The following is a 20,927-nucleotide window of genomic DNA, read 5'->3' as shown; positions in this document are numbered from 1 at the left end:
GTGGCCCGCTTCGCCCGCGACCTGGCCCAGTTCAAGGGCCGCAGCACCGCGGCGGCCAATGCGCCCGACCTGGCCGGGCTGGCCCAGGCCGCCGGCCTGCCGGCCGAACTGGCGCGCATCGAGAAGAACGACAAGCGCAGCAGCCTGCACGCCCAGGGCGTCAACTGGCAGGCGGTGACGCGGCTCCTGGGCGAGGCCGAGACGCAGGGCTGGAAACTGGAAAAGCTGTCGACCCGCACGCCGACGGCGGCGCGACGGTCGACGTCGACGCGGAGTGGACGCGATGAAGCGGCTGCACTGGGGATATTGGCTGGCGCTGGGCCTGTTGACCGTGGCCTTCCTGCTGGTGCGGCTGCCGGCCGGCGTCGTCGGCGCCATCGTGTCGTCGCAGAGCGGCGGCAAGCTGACCTTCGCCGCGGCCGAGGGCACCTTGTGGAACGGTTCGGCCCAGCCGGTGCTCGACGGCGCGGCACTGGCCGAACGGCTGAGCTGGAGCTGGCAGCCCAAGGCTCTGCTGAAGGGCCAGCTCGGCTACGCGCTGACGCTGGATGACGGCCGGGCGCTGCTCGGCGTCGGCATCGGCGGTATCCGCCTGACCGAGGCCGACCTCGGCCTCGCCGCCACGCCGCTGTTCCTGCTCGACGAGCGGACCCGCAACTACGGGCTGTCGGGCCAGCTGCGGCTGTCGACCGCCGAATTCAACTGGCGCGGCGGCAAGGGCGAGGGCCAGCTCAACCTCGACTGGCGCGGCGCCGCCTCGTCGCTGGCGCCCTCGGTCAGCCCGCTCGGCGACTACCGGCTCACCCTGGTGCCGGCCGGCGACGCCTGGCGCGTCCAGCTCGCCACGCTGGGCGGCCAGCTGCAGCTCAACGGCGGCGGCGAATTGCGCGCCGGCCAGGGCCTGAGCATGGAAGTCGGCCTGCGCGCCGCGGCCGGCGCCGAGGCCGCGCTGGCGCCGTTCCTGAACCAGGTCGGCCAGGGCGACCCGGCCGCCGAACGGCGGCTGCGCTTCAGCCTCTGAGCCGTCCAGGGCGGTCCGGCCGGATCGCCCGCCGGGCTGCGGCCGGGTAAAATGCGCGTTTCCGCCCATTCCCGACCCGGCCCATCATGACCGTCCGTACCCGTTTCGCCCCTCCCCCACCGGCCTCCTGCACATCGGCGGCGTGCGCACCGCGCTGTTCTCCTGGGCCTATGCCCGCAAGCGCCAAGGCGTGTTCGTGCTGCGCATCGAGGACACCGACCTCGAGCGTTCGACGCCCGAATCGGTGCAGGCCATCCTCGACGGCATGCACTGGGTCGGTCTCGACTACGACGAGGGCCCGTTCTACCAGATGCAGCGGATGGACCGGTACAAGGAGGTGATCCAGCGCATGCTGGCCGACGGCACCGCCTACCACTGCTATTGCAGCCGGGAAGAGCTCGACGCGATGCGCGCCGAGGCCGAAGCGCGCGGCGAGAAGCCGCGCTACGACCGGCGCTGGCGGCCCGAGCGCGGCAAGACGCTGCCGCAACCGCCGGCCGGCGTCGATCCGGTGGTGCGCTTCCGCAACCCGCTCGATGGCGCGGTGGCCTGGGACGACGCGGTCAAGGGCCGCATCGAGATCGCCAACGAAGAACTCGACGACCTGATCATCGCCCGTCCCGACGGCACGCCGACCTACAACTTCTGCGTGGTGGTGGACGACTGGGACATGGCGATCACCCACGTGATCCGCGGCGACGACCACGTCAACAACACGCCGCGCCAGATCAACATCCTGGCCGCGCTCGGCGCGCCGCTGCCGGTCTACGGCCACCTGCCGATGATCCTCAACGCCGACGGCCAGAAGATGAGCAAGCGGCGCGATGCCGTCAGCGTGGTCGACTACAGCGAGCAGGGCATCCTGCCCGAGGCGCTGCTCAACTACCTGGCGCGGCTGGGCTGGGGCCACGGCGACGACGAGTTCTTCACGCTCGGCCAGTTCGTCGACTGGTTCGACCTCGAGCAGGTCAGCCCGAGCCCGTCGCGCTTCGACCGCGACAAGATGCTGTGGATCAACCAGCAGCACATGAAGGCGGCCGACGATGCGCGGCTGGCGGCGCTGACCCTGCCCTTCCTGGCCCGCCTCGGCTGCGATGCCGGCCAGGGCCCGGCGCTGGCCGAGGTGATCGCGCTGCTCAAGGAGCGCGTGACCAACCTGGTCGACCTGGCGGCGCAGGCCACCTACTTCTACCGCCACGACGCCGCGCCGGCCGAGCTGGCCGCCCAGCACCTGGGCGAGGAATCGCGCGCGCGGCTCGGCCGCTTCAAGGACGTGCTGGCCGCCGCCGAGTGGAACCCCGAGGCGCTGTCCGCCGCCATCAAGGCCTTCGTCGCCGCCGAAGGCGTGAAGATGCCGCTGGTGGGCATGCCCTTGCGCGCGGCGGTCTGCGGCACCACCCAGACGCCGTCGATCGACAAGGTGCTGGCGCTGCTAGGCCGCGAGACGGTGCTGGCACGGCTGACGGCCACGCTGGCCGGTTAGGCCGGGCGTCCCCGCGACCTCGAGGGCGGTGCGGCCGGGTGCAAAGCCCGGCCTGGGCGCCCTCCCGGCGCCGATCCGCCAGGCGATCCGCAGGAGCGGCTTCAGCCGCGAATGGCCGGGCAGTCGAACCGGCCGATTCGCCGCCGAAGCCGCTCCTGCGTGCTTTCCGCTCCTGGGCGTGCCGAGCTGCCCTGCCGCCCGGTCGTTTCCGACAGGCAAAAAAAGTCCGGGCGCGAGGCCCGGAGAACTGAGATAAGAAGCGAGGAGAAAATCGGTAGGGCGGCGGCACGACGCCTCAGGCGTGCACCGCGCGGGTGTCGGGGCCGGGATCGTTGGCCGCAGGCGCCGGGCCGAGGCCGCTCAGCGCCAGCGTCAGCTTGCTCCAGTCGCCGGCCTTGAGCAGGCCGCGCAGCATGCCCATCACGGCGTTGAACATGTCCAGCGGCGCGGTGCGGCGCAGGCCGAGCAGCAGCTCGGTACGCTCCTGCGGCGTCAGGTTGGGCACCATCCAGCGCAGCGTGCGCATCGACTGTTCGAGCGGGATGCTGGCGACCATGACATGGTGGATCGCGCGGATCTCGTCGTCGCCGTAGGCCGCCCACAGCAGGCGGTTGTGCTCGCGCTCCTCGTAGGCCATGTGCTCGAAGTTGTCGGCGATGAAGACCGACAGCGCGCGATAGAGCTTCTCGCCGGCTTCGGCGCGGCTGCTCGGGCGGCCGCCGTCGATGGCGTTGCACAGGTCGAACAGCGCTTCGATCTCGGCCGCCTGCATCTTGTGGTCGCTGTCGGCCAGCAGGCTGGAACGCGGCCGGATCAGCTCGAGCACCGGATGGATGTAGGTGTTCTCCTGCTCGAGGTGGCCGTGGCACAGGCCAAGCAGGTCGCGCACCGCGGCGAGGCCGGCGTCGCGCTCGGCGCCGTCGTCCCAGTCGGTGCGGCCGATCTCGACCAGCACGTGGCTCATCTGGGCGCGCAAAGCCTTGTGGATGTAGGCGTAGAGATCGAAACGACGGGGACTGGCCATGGTCTGCACTCCTGCGGATTTGCTCCGCCGCGGATCGGGCCTGGAGCACGGAGTGAAGACTACGGCCGACTCGGTTAAGCGTTTGCTAAATCGAGGCTAAACAATCCCTAAGATTCCCCTAAGAGCCTAGGGCTTTGGACTGGCCGTGGCGTTGACTGAGCAGTAGACGCAGCGCCCGGCAAAGTCGGGCGTTTGCGATTGGCGAAACTCGGCGACAGGCGCTTCCCTGATTCACCCCGACTCCCCCGCCCTCGCCGCCGCGAGGGAGCGGTCGCTTACTTCGTAGAACGGGCTGCTTGAAGTCAATCAGCCGCTCAGGCACCCGGCAAAGCCGGGCGCTTGCAGTCAAAGAGTCCTCAACCGACGGCGCTCCCCTGTTTCACTCCGACTCCCCCGCTCTCGCCGCCGCGAGGGAGCAGTCGCTTACTTCGTAGAACGGGTTGCTTGAAGTCAATCAGCCGCTCAGGCACCCGGCAAAGCCGGGCGCTTGCAGTCAAAGAGTCCTCAACCAACGGCGCTCCCCTGTTTCACCCCGACTCCCCCGCCCTCGCCGCCGCGAGGGAGCCTCGCTGCGCTCGTTCGTGACCTTTTCGACCATGTGCCGCTCTTCGCAACAGCAGCCCTCTGGATTGCGTCGGCCAATGCCTACTCCGGTGCGGGCGCCAGCCGCTGGCGCAGGAATTCGATCAGCACGCGCACCTTGGTCGGCAGGTAGCGCGCGGCCGGCCAGACCGCGTGGGTGCCGGCCAGCGGCAGTTCCCACTCCGGCAGCAAGCGGACCAGCCGGCCGCCGGCCAGGTCGTCGCGCGCCATGAAGTCGGGCAGCACGGCGCAGCCGATCGCGGCGCGGGCGCATTCGCGCGCCACCGAGGCGCTGTTCACCCGCATGGCGGCGCGGCCGCGGATGGCGACGCGGCGGCCGTCGCGGTGGCTGAAGGTCCAGCTCAGCGGGCTGGCCAGCACCGTCAGCGCGACCCAGGGCTGGCCGTCGAGCGCGGCCGGTTCGGCCGGCGTGCCGATGCGCTCGAGCAAGGCCGGCGCGGCCACCGCGAGCTGGGCGAAGCTGTCCAGCCGCACCGCCTTGAGGCTGGAATCGCGCAGCATGCCGCCGCGGATGGCCAGGTCGATGCCCTCGGCCAGCAGGTCGAGCGAGCTGTCGCTGGCGATCAGCTCGAGCTCGAGCCCCGGATGCAGCGCGGCGAACTGGGCCAGCAGGCCGCCGAGCAGCGCATCGCTATAGGCCTGGCCGGCAGTGATGCGCAGCCGCCCTTCGAGCCGGCCGCCGCTGACGCGCGCCAGCGCATCCTGCAGGCCGCCCAGCAGCGGCATGCTGTCGGCGTACAGCGTCTCGCCGGCCTCGGTCACCGCCACCCGGCGGGTGCTGCGGGTGAACAGCGCCACGCCGAGCTCGGCCTCGAGCCGCGCCACCTGCTGGCTCACCTGCGACTTGGCCAGGCCCAGCCGCTCGGCCGCGGCGGTGAAGCCGCCGGCTTCCACCACCGCCGCAAACACCGTCAGCCGGTTCAGATCGATCTGCATGGCCGTCTCATCGTTCTCAATTCAGGAACGATGAATTCTGCTTTGCAATGTTTATCCGATCAATCGACGCGGGCATGATGGCGCCATCGCAAACCAAGCCGGAATCCCCGTCATGCAAGCCAAGCTCACCCTGCTGTTCGACCCGCTGTGCGGCTGGTGCTACGGCGCCCAGCCGGCGCTGGCCGCGCTCGACGCGGCGCTGTCGCCCGACTGGACGCTGCTGCCGACCGGCCTGTTCGCCCGGCCGCAAGCGATGAGCGCCGAGCGCGCCGACTACTTCTGGCGCAACGACCGCCGCATCGCCGAGATGACCGGCCAACCGTTCAGCGCCGCCTACCGCGAACGCGTGCTGGCCGACCTGGAGACGCCGTTCGATTCCACCCTGGCGACCCAGGCCTGGCTGCTGATCGAGGCCGCCCGGCCCGACGCCGCGCTGGCCGCGCTGCACCGCATCCAGGCACTGCGCTACCTCGACGGCCTGCCGCATACGCCGGCCACGCTGGCCGAGGCGGCAGCCGAGTTCGGCCTCGACGCGGCGGATTTCCGCCAGCGCCTGGCCGCGGGCTGGCCTGCCGGCGCGCAGGCCCGGCTCGACGCCGCCCGCGACCTGATGCAGCGCCACCGGCTGCAAGGCGTGCCGGCGCTGCTGGCCGGCGAGCGGGTGGTGCCGGGCCAGTATCTGTACCAGCCGCAAACGCTGATCGACCACATCGCGACGCTCGTCGCCTGAAACCCACTCATCCAAGCCAAGGAGAACGACCCATGAAAATCGCCCTGATCGGTGCCACCGGCTTCGTCGGCAGCGCCCTGCTGGCCGAAGCGCTCGAACGCGGCCACGACGTGATCGCGCTGACCCGCGACGCCTCGAAGCTGCACGCCCATCCCAAGCTGCAGCCGGCGATCGCCGACGTCTACGACCCGGCCCAGGTGGCCGCGGCGGTGGCCGGCGCCGACGTCGTGCTGAGCGCCTTCAACCCCGGCTGGGGCAAGGCCGACATCCGCGCGCTGTTCGTGCAGGGCCACGACGCCATCGTCGCCGGCAGCAAGGCGGCCGGCGTGGCGCGCCTGGTCGAGATCGGCGGCGCCGGCAGCCTCTACGTGGCGCCGGGCGTGCAGCTGCTCGATACGCCGGACTTCCCGGCCGAATGGAAGGAAGGCGCCGAGGGCGCGCGCGACGCGCTGCGCCGGCTGCAGGGCGAGGCCGGGCTGGACTGGACCTTCGTCTCGCCGCCGGTCTTCCTGGCCCCGGGCGCGCGCAGCGGCCGTTACCGCACCGGCGGCGACGAGGTGCTGTTCGACGGCGACAAGCCGGCCGGCATCAGCAGCGCCGACCTGGCGGTGGCGGTGCTCGACGAGATCGAGGCGCCGAAGCATTCGCGCCGTCGCTTCACCGCCGCCAGCGCGGCTTGAGCGGAGCGGTTCGGCCGGACGGATCAAGGCCGTCGCAGCACCGCGGCCCAAACGAAAAGCCCCGCCATGGCGGGGCTTTTTTCAGTTCGACGATCGCGTTCAGCGCATCACTTCGAAGGTCAGCGTGTAGCTGTAGCTGCGCGCCGCCGGCTGCTCGGTGCGCTCGCGCGGGGCCGGGTAGCTGGTCAGCAGGATGTAGGCGCCCGGCTGGTCGAACTTGACCTTGCCGCGGCCGTTGGCGTCGGTCTTGAGCTCGGCGTATTCCTTCTTCTCGTCGTAGAAGTTGCCGGCGCGGGCGATCTCGACCGCCACGCCGGGCAAGGGCTTGCCGTCTTCGAGCAGCTCGAATTCGAAGCCCTGGTCGACGTAGATGTCGTTCGGATGGGTGATCGGCTTGAGCTCGAAGCCCTGGCCGCTCGGCTTGAGCGCGCCGTCGGTCGGCTTGCCGCGGGTGACGTAGGTCTCGGCGCGCGCCAGGCTGCGCACTTCGATCACCTTGGCGTCGGCCGGCAAGGCCGATTCCTCGATGAAACGCGGCGGCCGCGGCGGCTGGGCCGGGTTGGCGGGCGCGGCAGGGCGGCCTTCGCCTTGCGGACGCTGGCCGCCGGCCTGGTTGCCCTGGTTCGGGTTGGCCGGCCGCACCATGCGCCAGGTGCCTTCGATCAGCGCCACGCGGCTGGTGCGCGCGATCTCGTCGCCGGTGGTCAGCCGGTAGGTGCCCTTCTCGGTGGTCGGCGCCTCGATCACGCTGTAGTCCTTCAGCGCGGTCACGCCGTCGAGCTTCTGCCGCGTGCCGGCCGGGCTCACCGCGTAGTAGACCGCGTTGCGGATCGGGCCGGTCGGGATGAAGAACACCTCGTTGCCCATCGCGCCCTGCACGCTCACGTAGTCGCGCGTCACCGCGAAGCTGGTCGGCAACAGGTAGGGGCCGCCGTGGGCCGATGCCGCCGGGGCCAGCAATGCGGCCGCCAGGCCCAGCAAGGTCACGGTTGTTCTGAGTTGCCCGCCCGTCCGCTTCATTGCCGTCTCCGTGTGCTGATTACATTCGAGGATGAGCCGGGAATCTTATTGAAAATAACTCTCATTTTCAAGACAATCGCGGTCTGTCCGAACCACTCGATCAGCGGCGCCCCTCGCGCGCGGGAGAACTAAAAAATGCGGCAACTTTCCTGGCCTCACCGCCTTTCCATCGGCACCCGGCTGCTCGCCGCGGCCGGCCTGCTGGCCCCGCTCGCGGCGCAGGCCGAACTGCCCGCCCCGGCCGCCCGGCCCGACGCGCCGGCGACCCGGCCAGCCGCCGCGCCGAGCTGGAGCTTCCATGCCGATCACGTGCTGGGCACCTCGCTCGACGTGGTGGCGGTGAGCCGCGACGAGGCGACCGCGCGCGAGGCGCTGGCGGTGGTGCGCGCCGAGATCGACCGGCTCGACCGCGTGCTGAGCAATTACCGGCCCGACAGCGAACTGGCCGCGCTGAACGCCTGCGACGGCATGGCGGTATCGGACGACCTCTACGCCGTGATCGCCGCCTGCGAGCGATGGCGCACGGCCACCGGCGGCGCCTTCAGCGGCCGGCTCGGCGCCGCGCTGGCGCAGTGGCAGGCCGCCGCGGCCGGCGGGACGCTGGATGCGGCCGCGCTGCAGCAGGCCGTGGCACAGGCCGAATCCGCCACGCTGACGCTCGACCCGGCCGGCCGCACGGTGACCAAGCCGGCCGGCCTGAAGCTGGCGATGGACGCGCTGGCCAAGGGCTACATCATCGACCGCGCGCTCGAGGCGGCACGCGACCAGGTCGAAGGCCTCGACGGCCTGCTGGTCGACCTCGGCGGCGACCTGCGCAGCTGGGGCCGCGCGCCGCAGCTCGAGGGCTGGCGCGTCGGCGTCGCCCAGCCGGAACAGACCCACGACAACGCGCCGGTGGCGGCGGTGCTGCTGGTCGGCGACCAGGCGGTCGCCACCAGCGGCCGCGGCCAGCGCGACCTGACGGTGGCCGGCGAGCGCCACGCCCATATCGTGTCGCCGCGCACCGGCCAGGCGGTGACGCTGGTCGAGCGCGCCACCGTAGTGGCCGCCCGCGCCGCCGACGCCGACGCGCTGGCGACCGCCTTCGCGGTGATGCCGCCGGCGCAGAGCCTGGCGCTGGCCGACAGCCTGCCCGGCGTCGAGGCGCTGCTGTTCACCGCCGACGGCCGCCAGCTGCATTCGGCCGGCTGGCCGGCGCTGGCCGCCCGGCGCGAACAGGCCGCCGCCGAACCGCGTTTCCTGCGCACGGCCGATGCGGCCGCCGCCGCGCCGTGGCCGGCCAGCTTCGCGCTGAGCATCGACTACGAAGTGCCCAAGATCGACACCGGCGAATACAAGGCGCCCTACCTGGCGATCTGGATCACCGACACCGAGCGCAAGCTGGTGCGCAACCTGACCCACCTCGGCAACAAGGAGAAGTGGATCGATTCGAACTACGTCTGGTGGCGCCGCTACGGCCGCAAGATCGAGCAGCTCGACGCGGTGACCAAGCCCACCCGCATGCCGGGCAAGTATTCGATCGGCTGGGACGGCAGCGACGAGAGCGGCCGCAAGGTCGGCCAAGGCAAGTACCTGGTGCACGTCGAAGCCTCGCGCGAGCACGGCGGCCATACCTACCAGACCTTCGAGGTCGAGCTCGGCGCCAAGCCGCTGAGCCAGCCGGCGCCGGCCAAGGACGAGCTCGGCGCCATCGTGCTGCGCTTCGGCAAAGCCGCCTGAGCGCAGCGAAAAGCATTGCACCGCGGAGGACGCCGAGGACGCGGAGGAAAGGCCGAAGGCAGGAATGCGTGCGGCCTAGCTCCATGTCCTCGGCGTCCTCTGCGGTCAATGGAGTCCGTCGAGGTCGGCCCCCTGCCTGCCAGTCGCCCCCGCTTTAGTTGCCCACCCCCATGACCGCTCCCCGCCCCGCTTCGACAAGAGCTGGCTCTACCGCCAGTCGCGCATGCTGCATGCCTACCTGTCGGCCTTCGCCTTCATCGCACTGATGCTGTTCTCGCTGTCCGGCCTGCTGCTCAACCACCCGGACTGGTTCAAGGGCCGCAATCCGGCGGTCGACCACACGCTCAGGCTCGACGCGGCCGAGCTGCGCGAGGCGGCTGGCTCGGCCGATCCGGCGCGCGCGCTGGCGGCCATCGTGGCCGAGCGCATTGCGCTCAAGGGCGGCTACAAGAGCGGCGAGGTGATCGACGGCGAGGCGCAGATCCGCTTCGAAGGCGTCAGCGGCAAGTCGGACCTGCTGATCGACCTGGCCAGCGGCCAGGTCGAGGCCACGGTCGAGCCGGCCACGGTGACCACCATGCTGCACGACCTGCACCGCGGCAAGAACAGCGGCGCAGCCTGGAGCTGGGTGATCGACCTGACCGCGGTGCTGACGCTGGCGTTCTCGCTGCTGGGCTATGTGCTGTTCTTCAGCCTGCGCTTCCGGCTGGCCACCAGCCTGCAGCTGACCGGCGTGAGCCTGGCGGTGCTGGCGGTGATCTTCTTCGTCTTCGTGCCCTGATAAAACAGATTCACCGCGGAGGACGCCGAGGAAAAGCCGAGGCTTCGAAGATCCATGCGTTTCCGCGCTGCCGTTCCCGCTCCGGGTCCTCGGCGGTGAAGGATTTGCCGGCAGTACGCGCCCCACGCATCGCGGCCGAAGCCGCTCCTGCGGCGGGACTTTCGCAGGTCGGGCTTTATGCCGACAGCCACGCCGATAAAGATCGCCGTCGGGCATAAAGCCCGGCCTACCATGCGCGCGATCGGTGCTTGACGGCGACAACCGTACCGGCGAAGTACCCGCCTCAGCCCAGCGCCGCCCAGGCCGCCTCGACCGCGGCCGGCGCCAGGCTGGTCGCCACGTTCAGGTCGCCGCGCAGCACCGCCGCACGCAGCGCGCCCTGGCCGTCGGGCAGCGCGGGCCGGGCCGGACGCGCGCCGACCAGGCCGAACCAGGCGTTGCGGCCGCCGTGCTTGGCCAGGTAGAGCGCCTGGTCGGCCAGGTCCACCACCTGGGGCCAGCTCGCCTGCGCCGGCCGGGTCGGCGCGAACGGGAAGCAGGCGAAGCCGATCGAGCAGCTCATCGCCAGCGAGGTGCCGTCCTCCAGCTTGAAGGCGCGCTCGGCCACCGCCAGGCGGATCCGCTCGGCCAGCACCGCCGCCTTGTCGCGGTTCGATTCGCGCGCCACCACCAGGAATTCCTCGCCGCCCCAGCGCACCAGGTAGTCGGCCTCGCGCACCACCAGGCGCAGCCGCTCGCACAGCTGCACCAGCACCTGGTCGCCGGCGGCATGGCCCAGTGGTCGTTCACCGCCTTGAAATGATCGATGTCGACCAGGAAGAACAGCAGGTCGGCGTCGACCAGGCGGGTCGCCCGGTCCTCGTGGCGGCGCACGCTCAGCGCCACGTCGGCGTCGAGGTAGCGCAGCAGGAAGCGGCGGTTGCGCAGGCCGGTCAGCGGGTCGGTCAGGCTGGCCTCTTCCAGCGCCAGGTTGGCCAGCTCGAGTTCGCGGGTGCGCTGCGCCACCCTCAGTTCCAGCGCCTCGTTGCTGCGCTCCAGCGCCTGCTGGATCGCGACGTGCTCGAGCTGGCCGAGGATGCGCTCGACCAGGCTGGCCAGGTGGGTGCCGAACAGCACGTCGTCGCGGGTCCAGTTCCGCTGGCCGCCGAGCTGGCCGAAGCTGACGAAGCCCAGATCGTCGCCGCGCACCCGCAGCGGCACTTCCAGCAGCGAGCGCACTCCGGCCGGGCCGAACAGCGCCGGCAGCTCGGCCGCCGCCGGGTGCAGCCGGGCGTCGTGCACCACCAGCGGATCGCTGACCTGGGCATGCAGCCGGTGGTACAGCGGCAGCTCGGCCGCCGCCAGCACCCGCCCCGGCGCCAGCGGCAAGCCGGGCGGGCCGGCCACGCTGCAGCAGACCACATCGGCGCCGGCCCGCTCGCGCAGCCAGATGGCGACGAATTCGATGCGCAGGATGCCCAGCGAGGCGCGCACCACGCGTTCCAGCGCCGGCTCCAGCGCGGCGCCGGCGGCCGACGCGTCCAGCGGCAGCGCATCGGTCGACAGGTCGAGCAGCTGTTCGATCGGCGGCTTCTGCGACAGGTCGTACTGCTGCAGCTCCGGCAGCCGCTCGGCCACCACCAGCTGCTCGAGCAGCACCGCCTGCAGCGCGGCGTGCTGGCGCGCATGGCCGAGCGCCTCGCGGTAGTCGCCGCGCCCCTCGGCCAGCGCCGACAACGCCTCGTGGCAATCGGCCTGCTGGCGGCGCGAGCCGACCTGGCGCGCATGCTCGAGCGCGCGGCGGTAGACCTCGCTGGCGTCGTCGAAGCGGCGCTGCTTGAGCAGGATGTCGGCCAGCGTGCGGAAGGCGCCGCCGCGCAGCCAGCCGTAGCCGGAGGCCTCGGCCAGCGCCAGCGCGGTGCGCGTCTCCTGCTCGGCCTGCACCAGATCGCCCTGGTCCAGCGCCAGCGCGCCCAGGTGCCAATGGCTCTCGGCCACGTATTCCTTGATGCCGCCGCGGCGGGCTGCCGCCAGCGCCAGGCGGAACTGCTCGGCGGCCTGGCCGGCCTCGCCGATGCTGCGCAGGTTGTAGCCGCGGTTGATGGCGACCTTGCTGGCCAGGTAGGGCTCGTCGAGCCGGTCGGCCAGCTCGCCGGCATCGCGATGGAAGCGCGCCGCGGTGGCGCTGTCGCCATCGCGTCGTAGATCTGGCCGAGGCCGATGCGCGCCTCGATGCCGGCGTGCAGATCGCCCGACAGCGCGCAGGTATCGAGGCAGCGCGCCCAGAACTGGGCCGCCTCGCGGTACTCGCCGCGGGCATAGCGCAGCCGCCCGATCGCCTCCAGCATGCGGCCGGCCTGGCGCGCCATGCCGTGCTGCTCGGCCAGTTGCAGGCCGTGGTAGAGCGCGTCGGCGATGCCGCCCTCCTCGCCCAGGTATTCGAGCGTGAAATAGCGCTGGTACAGCGCATCGAGCTGGCAGGCGAGCGCGCCGGCCTCGCGCGCGCTCTCCTCGGCACGGGCGAACAGCGCGATGGCGCGGCGCGGATGGCGGCGTATCACGCGGCCGATGCGCTCCAGGGTGTGGTCCATGCGTCCTCTCTCGGCGCCGCGGCGATCGATGCCCCCACGGCATCCGGCCCGGCCGGAACCTCGCCGGCCGCGTCGCGGCTGGCTAAAGCTTAGTCCGAGTCGGGCGCGGACGAGAGGAGAGCGTGCGCGACGGGCTCCTGCCTGAGCTGACCGCCGGCCGGCCGACGAATTCGGGACGGTGGCCGGCGAGGCGCCGAGCGGCCGGCGCGCCGTCATGCCGTCGTTCCCGGCAACGGCGTCGTTGCGCGAGCGAAGCAGGTCGGGCTTTACGCCCGACAGCGGCCTCGGCCGGCGGCGCCGTCGGGCATGAAGCCCGACCTGCCAGGCCCCCGCGTAGGAGCGGCTTCAGCCGCGAATGGCAGACGGCGCCCCCACGCATTCGCGGCTGAAGCCGCTCCTGCAGCCCCGGCCATCGGATGTGGACGACGCAGCCCTAGTACACGTCGCGCCGGTAGCGGCCGGCCGCGATCAGCGCATCGAGCCCGGCCTCGCCGAGCCGCTCCAGCAGCACCGCGTGCACCGCCGGCGCCATGCCGGCCGCGCTGCCGCAGACGTAGATCGCGGCGCCGCGCGCCAGCCAGGCCTGCAGCTCGTCGGCCGCCGCGCGCAGCAGGTCCTGCACGTAGATGCGCTCGGCCTGGTCGCGCGAGAAGGCGGTGTCGAGCCGCGCCAGCGTGCCGTCGGCCAGCCAGGCCTCGAGTTCGCCGCGATGGTAGAAGTCGTGCGCCGCGCTGCGCTCGCCGAAGATCAGCCAGTGGCCGCCGTGGCCGGCCGCGGCGCAGGCCTTGAGATGGGCGCGCAGGCTAGCCAGGCCGGTGCCGTTGCCGACCAGCACCAGCGGCCGCGGCTCGGCCGGCAGGTGGAAGGACGGGTTGGCGCGCAGCCGCGCCAGCACCGGGCCGCCGGGCTCGGCGTATTCGGTGAGCCAGCCGGAGCCGATGCCGAGGCCGTCGGCCAGGGCGATCTGCCGCACCATCAGCTCGAGCCGGCCTTCGCTCGCCAGCGAGGCGATCGAGTATTCGCGCGGCCGCAAGGGCTGCAGCGCGTCGGCCAGCGCCTGCGCCGAGGCGGCCGGCCCGGCCGGCGGCGCCTCGCTGGCGGCCAACGCTTGGGCCAGCGTGGCGTCGCGGCCGCCGAAGCGGACCGGCGCGGCGCCGTCCAGCCCGCGTTCGGCCAGCCAGCCGGCCACCCGCGCGGGCGCCTGGCGCGGCAGGATTTCGACCACGTCGCCCGAATCCCAGCCGGCCGCGCCGGACGGCGGCTGCAGCGTCACCTGCACCGTGGCGCCGCCGAGGCTGCCCGGATTGAGCAGCGCGCGGCCGGTCAGCGGCCACGGCTCGAACGCCGCCTCCTGCCAGGCCGGCAGCGCCGCGCCGCCGGGCAGCGCGCAATGGGCTTCGATCGCGCGGCGCCAGGCGGCGATGGCGGCCGGATCGCTGCGGTCGACCTCGATGCGGTCGAACCACGGCCGCGCGCCGTGCTCGCGCAGCCAGCCGTCGAGCTGGCGGCCGAAGCCGCAGAACGCCGGGTAGCTGCGGTCGCCCAGCGCCAGCAGGCCGTATTCGAGCCCGGCCAGCGCCGCGCCGCCGCGCAGCTGGCGGGCGAAGGCGTGGGCGCTGTCGGGCGACTCGCCGTCGCCGAAGGTGCTGACCAGCAGCAGTGCGCGCGCGTGGCGCGCGAGGTCGGCCGGGCGCAATTCGCCGAGCGGCCGGAGCTCGACCTCCAGGCCGGCGGCGGCCAGCGCCGCGGCGGTCTGGCCGGCCAGCGCCTCCGCATGGCCGGTCTGGCTGGCGTGAGCCACCAGCAGTGCGGCGCGGCGCGCGCCGGCCGCCGGCGCCGTCCGGCGCAGCCGCCACAGCGCGGCCAGCGCCGCCGCGCCCAGCAGCAGGCTGGCCGGATGGCCGCCGAGCCGGGCATGGCGCTGCGCCAGCGCGGCGAAGAAGCGGCGGCCGGCCGGCCGCGCCAGCGGCTTGCCGTCGTAGGGATCGAGGTAGCGGGTATCGACGCCGCCCCCGGCCGTTGCCAGCTCGACGCGGGCGGCCAGGCCGGGACGGTCCGGCGCGGCGACGGCCCGCAAGGGCCGGCCGGGGAAGGCTGCGGCGGCGCGCGCCGACAGCTCGGCGACGGCCAGCGGCGCATCCTCGCGCACGGCCACGGTGGTGGCAGCCGGATCGAGCAGGCGCTGCAGCACGGGCTGACCGAGCCGCAGGGCGCTGGGCGCGGCGGCCAAGGCGAGCGCGGTGCAGGCGAGCAGGCGGTAGAGGGGGTGGAGTGCATGGCGGTCGACGAGCGGCAGTGAGCGGACGGCGGGTGAAGAGGGTAGGTCGTGTGAGGGGTGAGGCGTGAGGGGTGAGGTGTAACCCATCCCCACCCCAGCCCTCCCTTGAAGGGAGGGAGCCGCATGGCGACAGGTCTGACGTTCACCGACGATTGAATTCGGCGCGCCCTGCTCCTCCCCCTTCAAAGGGGGAGGTTGGGAGGGGATGGGGTTACACCTCACCCCTCATGCCTCACCCCTCTCACCCCTTCACATCTCCGCCCACATCCGCACCAGATTGTGATAGTGCCCGGTCAGCGCCACCGTCTCCTCGCCGTCGCCATGGCGGCCGCGCAGCGACTGGATGGTCTGGTCCAGCTCGAACAGCATGGCGCGGCGGGCATCGTCGCGCACCATGCTCTGGGTCCAGAAGAACGAGCAGATGCGCGCGCCGCGGGTGACCGGCTCGACCCGGTGCAGGCTGGTCGACGGGTAGACGATCAGGTCGCCGGCCGGCAGCTTGACCTCGTGGCTGCCGTAGGTGTCGACCACCACCAGCTCGCCGCCGTCGTACTCGTCGGGGTCGCACAGGAACAGCGTCGAGGAGACGTCGGTGCGCAGGCTCTGGGTCGTGCCCGGTACCGCGCGCACCGCGCCGTCGACGTGCAGGCCGTAGTGCTCGCCGCCCTCGTAGCAGTTGAACAGCGGCGGCACGGTGCGCAGCGGCAGCGTGGCCGAGACGAAGGTCGGGTTGGCGTACAGCGCCTTGAGGATGGTCTCGCCGAGCTGGCGCGCCAGCGGCGTGTCGACCGGCAGCTGGCGGTTGCGCTTCACGCGCGCGCCCTGCTCGCCGACCGTGGCGCGGCCGTCCTGCCAGTCGGCCTCGGCCAGCAGCCGGCGGAATTCGGCCACCTGGGCGCGGCTCAGGACCTCGGGGATGTGCAGCATCATGATGGATGTCCTCGCGAACGGAAAAACCCCTCCCGGGCGGGAGGGGTTGCCTGGGCGTTCCCGGACGGATCGCGAGATCAGTACAGGAAGTTGGCGGTCAGGCGGGCCGAACGCGGCGTGCCGGGGCTGTAGCGGGCACCGCTGTTGTTCAGGCTGCCGATGTATTCCTTGTCGGCGAGGTTGTACACGTTGAGCTGCAGGTTGACGTTCTTGTTGATCTCGTAGGCCGCCATCGCGTCGAACACCCAGTAGTCCGGGCCGTTCAGCATGTTGGTCTTGGCCGGATTGGCGATCGTGCTGCTCGAACGCGTCACCGAGTCGACGTAGCGGGCGCCGCCGCCGATGGTCAGGCCGAACGGCAGCTTGTAGGTGGTCCAGCTGGTGAAGGTCAGCTTGGGCGACCACTGGATCACGCCGCCGTCGGTCGGGCTGTTGCCGCCGGTCGAACCCTTGCTGATCTTCGGGTCCATGTAGGCGAGGCCGGCGCTGATCTGCCAGTTCTGGGTGACGATGCCGGCCACGCCGAGCTCGACGCCTTCGACGCGGCGCTTGCCGACCTGGGTGGTCTCGTTGGTCGAGGCGTTGGTGACGATCTCGTTCTTGTTCTCGCTGCGGAACAGCGCCGCGGTCACCGCCAGCTTGTTGCCCAGCAGGTCCCACTTGGTGCCGAGCTCGATGTTGCTGCCTTCCTGCGGATCGACGTTCGGGTTGTTGATGTTGTTGGCGCTGGCGTTCAGCGCGAAGTTGGCGCCGCCCGGGGGCTGCTGCGAGGTGGCGTAGGAGGCGTAGACGCTGCCGTTGGCGGCCGGCTTGTACAGCGCGCCGATCTTCCAGCTGACCAGGTTGTCCGAGCCGGACAGCGCGGAGCCGACCAGGGTGCCGACCGGCAGGGTCGGATTGTTGGCCGCGGTCGACAGCGACACCGACTCGCTCTCGGTCTTGTAGTGGTCGACGCGCAGGCCGCCGTTGAGCTGGAAGCGGTCGCCGAACTTCAGCGTGTCGAACACGTAGATGCCGGCGGTGGCGGTGTCGCCCTTGCTCATGGCGCCGGTCGGCCGCACCGGGATGAAGGTGTCGTTCACGCTCGGGTTGTACAGGTTGGCGGCGGCCTGGGTGCCGACGCCGGCCTGGGTGTAGGCGGCCTGCTTCTCGTAGATGAACTCGATGCCGGCGCTGACCGAGTGCTTGACGGCGCCGGTGGCGAATTCGGCCGTCAGGTTGGTCTGGTTGGTCAGGACGGTGTTGTCCTGGTCCTTGCCCTGGCGGGTGCGCGCCACGGTCCACAGGGCCGGGTTGGCATTGGTGAAGTTCGGCGCGTTGACGCCGGTCAGCACGTATTGCTGGCTCGACTTGCCGTAGCGCGAGGTGTTGCGCAGCGTGATGCCCTGGGCGAAGTCGTGCTCGAAGCGGGCGGTGAACATGTCGGCGGTGACGGTATCGAAATCGCCGAGCGAGCCGTAGAAGTTGCTGCTGTCGACCTTGGCCGGCACCTTGCCCGCCTGCGCGCCGCCGGTGTCGAAGGCGGCGTTGTAGAAGCCGTCGAGGCCCACGGTCGGCACGCCGCCGTCCGGACGGTTGTCCTGCTTGATGTGCAGCAGGTTGAAGTAGGCGCGGGTCGGGCCGTCGAGGCCGAAGGCCAGCGAGGGCGCGACGCCCCAGCGGTCGTTCTTCACCTCGTCGCGGCCGGCCACGCCGGCGTCCTGCTTCATCAGGTTCAGGCGGAAGGCCGCGCCTTCGAAGCCCAGCTTGCGGTTGATGTCGGCGGTCACGCGCTTGTAGTCGCCGCTGCCGAAGCCGGCGGCACCGCCGGTGAAGTCGTCGGCCTGGGCGTTCTTGGACACCAGGTTGACGTAGCCCGAGGCCGCGCCGCGGCCGTAGTCGGCGCCGGCCGGGCCCTTGGCGATCTCGACCTGTTCGGTGTTGAAGGTGTCGCGGCTGATCGAGCCGAGGTCGCGCACGCCGTCGACGAAGATGCTGCCTGGGTGTCGAAGCCGCGCATGAAGATCGAGTCGCCGGTGGCGGTGTTGCCGTTCTCGCCCAGCAGCATGGTGATGCCGGGGGTGTTGCGCAGCGCTTCGGACAGCGTGGCGGCGGCCTGTTCCTGCAGGATTTCCTTCTTCACCACGGTGAAGGTCTGGGGGGTATCGACCAGCGGCTGGGTCTGCTTGGGCGAGCTGACGCGCTCGGCCTTGTAGGCCGGCTGTTCGGCCTGCGCCTTGACGTCGACCGTCGGAAGCACGGTCTCGGACTCGGCGGCCATCGCGCCGGCCGGCAGGGCCAGGAGCAGCGCCGAGGCGAGCGCGGAGGACTTCAGCCGCGTGCTGTCGCCGTGTTTCTTGCTGGTGATGTAAGCCATCTGGATAACACTCCCTGAGGTTGGTATGTCGGTGTTGCGAATCTGCCGGCCTTGCCCTGCGCGCTCGCCGTGCGAATGCGCCGCGGGGCAGCTGCCGTTCCATGTCCTGGTCGCCGCCCGCCGGGCGGCTCCTCCACCGCGAAGGCTCGCCGAGGGATCGGCGCCTTCGTCCGCTCGTCGCGCGCGCAGGGCGGCGCGATCTCTGTCTTCGTGCGCCCGCGCGCGGCGCAGGCAAAAAAAGGCCGGCCCCGTGGGGGGCCGGTAAACCGTACTGGGTGGTGACACAGGGGATCGAAGCGATCCCCGCAGCGCGCCGCATGGTCGAGGAACCACAGGCCGCCCTGCTCCACTGCGCAATCCCAACAATTCGCTTCCCGATCGCAACCGCCGAGACCCTTGCAGCAGATGCAACGAATATTAACGATAAGAATTCTCATTTGCAAACTTATTTGAGAACTATTTTTATTTGTATCTGTATGGCCGCGCCATCGAGCCCGCAGCCGCCGGCCGGCCCGTGCACGGCCGCGTGGCATAATCGCGGCCATGGTCGCTCCCACCCGCCCCTCGCCGTCTCCGTCGCCGAAGCTGCCGACCCCAAGGGCTGGCTGGCCCGGCTGGCCGACCGCTTCAACCCCGACGAGCTGCGCCTGCTCGCCTCGGCCATGGAATGGTCGGCCGCGCTGTACGCCGGCAAGACCTACCCGCCGATCCATGCGCCGATCTATCCGCACGCGGTGGCGGCCGCCAGCATCGTCGCCGACCTGCGCCTGTCGGCCGAGGCGGTGGTGGCCACGCTGCTGTTCTGCGCGCCCGACTACCTGCCCGACGCCCACGCCCAGATCGCCGCGCGCTTCGGCGAGACGGTGGCCAAGCTGGTCGACGGCGTCAGCAAGGTGCGCAAGATGTCGGCGCTGGCCCACGTCGAGACCGGCCGCAAGGAAGACGCGCAGCAGCAGATCGAGACCGTGCGCAAGATGTTGCTGGCGATGGTCGAGGACATCCGGGTGGTGCTGATCAAGCTGGCCTGGCGCACCCAGACCATGCACTACCTGGCCAAGTGCGAGGAATCGGTGCGGCGGCCGATCGCGCGCGAGACGCTCGACCTGTTCGCCCCGCTGGCCAACCGGCTCGGCGTCTGGCAGATCAAGTGGGAACTGGAAGACCTCGGCTTCCGCTTCCTCGAGCCGGCCCTCTACAAGAAGATCGCCGGCCTGCTCGACGAGAAGCGGGTCGACCGCGAGAACTTCATCGCCGAATCGATCGCCACGCTGCGCGAGGCGCTGCTGGCGCAGGGCATCAAGGCCGACCTGATGGGCCGGCCCAAGCACATCTTCAGCATCTACAAGAAGATGCAGCAGAAGAAGCTCGACTTCGCCGAGCTGTACGACATCCGCGCGATCCGCGTGCTGGTCGACAGCATCCCGGCCTGCTACACCGCGCTCGGCGTGGTGCACCACATCTGGCAGCCGATCCCGGGCGAGTTCGACGACTACATCAGCCATCCCAAGGGCAATTTCTACCGCAGCCTGCATACCGTGGTGGTCGGCCCGAACGACAAGGCGCTCGAGGTGCAGATCCGCACCTTCGAGATGCACGAGCACGCCGAGTACGGCGTGGCGGCGCACTGGCGCTACAAGGAGGGCGGCGCCGGCGACGCGCGCTACGAGGAGAAGATCGCCTGGCTGCGCCAGCTGCTCGACTGGCGCGAGGACATGAGCCAGCAGACCGCGGTGGCCGAGGCGTTCAAGGCCGAGCTGTTCGACGACAGCATCTACGCGCTGACGCCGGCCGGCCGGGTGATCGCGCTGCCCAAGGGCGCCACCCCGGTCGACTTCGCCTACCACCTGCATACCGACCTCGGCCACCGCTGCCGCGGCGCCAAGGTCGACGGCCATATCGTCACGCTCGACACGCCGCTGGAGACCGGCCAGCGCGTCGAGATCCTGGCCGCCAAGGAAGGCGGGCCGAGCATCGACTGGCTGCACCAGGGCTATCTGAAGAGCCACCGCGCGATCCAGAAGGTGCGCCACTGGCTGCGCCAGCAGAACCTCGACATCGCGATCGAGACCGGCCGCGCGATCCTCGACAAGGAGATCGCGCGCTCGGGCACCCACCCGAACCTCGACGAGCTGGCCGAGAAGCTGCACTTCAAGCGGCTGGACGACCTGCTGGCCGCCATCGGCCAGAACGAGGTCACCTCGCGCGACCTGGCGCTGGCCCTGGCGCCGCCGCCGGTCGAGCAGCCGGTCGAGGCCGGCGACATCGTCAAGCAGGCGCGCGCCGACACGCGCGGCGAAGGCATCCTGATCGAGGGCGTCGACAAGCTGATGACGCTGCTGGCGCGCTGCTGCAAGCCGGTGCCGCCCGATCCGGTGATCGGCTTCGTCACCAAGGGCCGCGGCATCAGCATCCACCGGCGCGACTGCGCCACGCTGGCGCGGCTGTCGAAGAACGCGCCGGAGCGGCTGATCACCGCCGACTGGGGGCAGAAGTTCACGCTCGGCGGCCACGGCCAGGTGTTCGCCGCCGACGTCGAGATCGAGGCGCACGACCGGCCGAGCCTCTTGCGCGACATCTCCGACCTGTTCTCGCGCGACAAGATCAACGTGACGGCGGCCCACACCATGACGCGCCACCAGATCGCCCGCATGCGCTTCACGCTCGAGATCCGCGATGCGCAGGGGCTGCGGCGGGTGATGGAGCACGTGCGACAGGTGCCGGGGTGATCAGCATCACCCGGCGGTAGGGCTGGCCGGCGCGATTACCGATATCGGCGCGTCGATTCCCGCCACGAAT

14 protein-coding genes and 3 pseudogenes are annotated in these 20,927 nt (G+C 71.2%); 9 read left to right on the top strand and 8 right to left on the bottom strand.

The genetic code is table 11. The annotated features are described in order from the left end of the window. The first annotated feature begins 283 nt into the window (after positions 1-283). Positions 284-1,021 carry a type II secretion system protein N gene (gene gspN / locus H9L41_RS05490; RefSeq protein WP_028447935.1) on the top strand — a complete coding sequence of 246 codons (738 nt, stop codon included), beginning with the start codon at positions 284-286 and terminating at the stop codon, positions 1,019-1,021. A gap of 86 nt (positions 1,022-1,107) precedes the next feature. Then, positions 1,108-2,504: pseudogene (gene gltX / locus H9L41_RS05485) on the top strand (glutamate--tRNA ligase). 295 nt (positions 2,505-2,799) lie between these two features. Here the strand turns inward: gltX and H9L41_RS05480 are convergent. Further along, positions 2,800-3,528, bottom strand: coding sequence for a hemerythrin domain-containing protein (locus tag H9L41_RS05480; RefSeq protein WP_051319386.1), 729 nt, complete (start codon positions 3,526-3,528; stop codon positions 2,800-2,802). Positions 3,529-4,173: 645 nt separating this feature from the next. Next, positions 4,174-5,067 carry a LysR family transcriptional regulator gene (locus H9L41_RS05475; RefSeq protein WP_034608095.1) on the bottom strand — a complete coding sequence of 298 codons (894 nt, stop codon included), beginning with the start codon at positions 5,065-5,067 and terminating at the stop codon, positions 4,174-4,176. A gap of 112 nt (positions 5,068-5,179) precedes the next feature. Between H9L41_RS05475 and H9L41_RS05470 the strand changes: the two genes are divergently transcribed. Further along, the gene (locus tag H9L41_RS05470; RefSeq protein ID WP_028447938.1) at positions 5,180-5,797 is read left to right on the top strand and encodes a DsbA family protein; all 618 of its coding nucleotides are present in this window, start codon (positions 5,180-5,182) and stop codon (positions 5,795-5,797) included. A gap of 32 nt (positions 5,798-5,829) precedes the next feature. Beyond that, complete coding sequence (locus tag H9L41_RS05465) at positions 5,830-6,477, top strand: NAD(P)-dependent oxidoreductase (RefSeq protein ID WP_028447939.1); 648 nt, start codon at positions 5,830-5,832, stop codon at positions 6,475-6,477. A 99-nt stretch (positions 6,478-6,576) separates the two neighbouring features. On the opposite strand, the gene H9L41_RS05460 is transcribed toward H9L41_RS05465, so the two are convergent. Next, positions 6,577-7,497 carry a DUF4198 domain-containing protein gene (locus H9L41_RS05460; RefSeq protein ID WP_084300586.1) on the bottom strand — a complete coding sequence of 307 codons (921 nt, stop codon included), beginning with the start codon at positions 7,495-7,497 and terminating at the stop codon, positions 6,577-6,579. Between the two features lie 135 nt (positions 7,498-7,632). Here H9L41_RS05460 and H9L41_RS05455 point away from each other — a divergent pair, with 135 nt between their 5' ends. After that, positions 7,633-9,216, top strand: coding sequence for a DUF2271 domain-containing protein (locus H9L41_RS05455; RefSeq protein ID WP_028447940.1), 1,584 nt, complete (start codon positions 7,633-7,635; stop codon positions 9,214-9,216). A 223-nt stretch (positions 9,217-9,439) separates the two neighbouring features. Beyond that, the gene (locus H9L41_RS05450; protein ID WP_187523708.1) at positions 9,440-9,997 is read left to right on the top strand and encodes a PepSY-associated TM helix domain-containing protein; all 558 of its coding nucleotides are present in this window, start codon (positions 9,440-9,442) and stop codon (positions 9,995-9,997) included. Positions 9,998-10,280: 283 nt separating this feature from the next. Here H9L41_RS05450 and H9L41_RS26410 read toward each other — a convergent pair. Further along, positions 10,281-11,920: pseudogene (locus H9L41_RS26410) on the bottom strand (GGDEF domain-containing protein). A gap of 39 nt (positions 11,921-11,959) precedes the next feature. Here H9L41_RS26410 and H9L41_RS24375 point away from each other — a divergent pair. Together H9L41_RS24375 and H9L41_RS05435 are read left to right on the top strand one after the other, a co-directional pair. Then, positions 11,960-12,181 (top strand): hypothetical protein, encoded by a 222-nt coding sequence (locus H9L41_RS24375; protein WP_265584086.1) that lies wholly within the window; start codon positions 11,960-11,962, stop codon positions 12,179-12,181. Positions 12,182-12,216: 35 nt separating this feature from the next. Then, entirely contained in the window at positions 12,217-12,660 is a 444-nt protein-coding gene (locus H9L41_RS05435; protein ID WP_187523931.1) for a hypothetical protein, read from the top strand. Between the two features lie 340 nt (positions 12,661-13,000). On the opposite strand, the gene H9L41_RS05430 is transcribed toward H9L41_RS05435, so the two are convergent. From H9L41_RS05430 to H9L41_RS25520, 4 genes and pseudogenes are all read right to left on the bottom strand, one after another. Beyond that, the gene (locus H9L41_RS05430) at positions 13,001-14,797 is read right to left on the bottom strand and encodes a sulfite reductase subunit alpha (protein ID WP_187523707.1); all 1,797 of its coding nucleotides are present in this window, start codon (positions 14,795-14,797) and stop codon (positions 13,001-13,003) included. A gap of 297 nt (positions 14,798-15,094) precedes the next feature. Then, positions 15,095-15,775: a Fe2+-dependent dioxygenase gene (locus tag H9L41_RS05425; RefSeq protein WP_028447942.1), complete on the bottom strand. Its 681-nt coding sequence runs from the start codon at positions 15,773-15,775 to the stop codon at positions 15,095-15,097. Positions 15,776-15,852: 77 nt separating this feature from the next. Continuing rightward, positions 15,853-17,733 (bottom strand): catecholate siderophore receptor Fiu, encoded by a 1,881-nt coding sequence (locus H9L41_RS05420; RefSeq protein WP_308419594.1) that lies wholly within the window; start codon positions 17,731-17,733, stop codon positions 15,853-15,855. An 80-nt stretch (positions 17,734-17,813) separates the two neighbouring features. After that, positions 17,814-18,035: pseudogene (locus H9L41_RS25520) on the bottom strand (TonB-dependent receptor plug domain-containing protein); the annotation flags it as partial. 572 nt (positions 18,036-18,607) lie between these two features. Here H9L41_RS25520 and H9L41_RS05415 point away from each other — a divergent pair. After that, positions 18,608-20,857, top strand: coding sequence for a RelA/SpoT family protein (locus tag H9L41_RS05415; RefSeq protein ID WP_187523706.1), 2,250 nt, complete (start codon positions 18,608-18,610; stop codon positions 20,855-20,857). Positions 20,858-20,927 lie beyond the last annotated feature (70 nt).

Origin of the sequence: Chitinimonas koreensis, from assembly GCF_014353015.1 — a bacterium.
Lineage (GTDB): Bacteria > Pseudomonadota > Gammaproteobacteria > Burkholderiales > Chitinimonadaceae > Chitinimonas > Chitinimonas koreensis.
The sequence above is the reverse complement of the archived record's forward strand: the minus strand, read 5'-3'. Positions and strand labels throughout refer to the sequence as shown.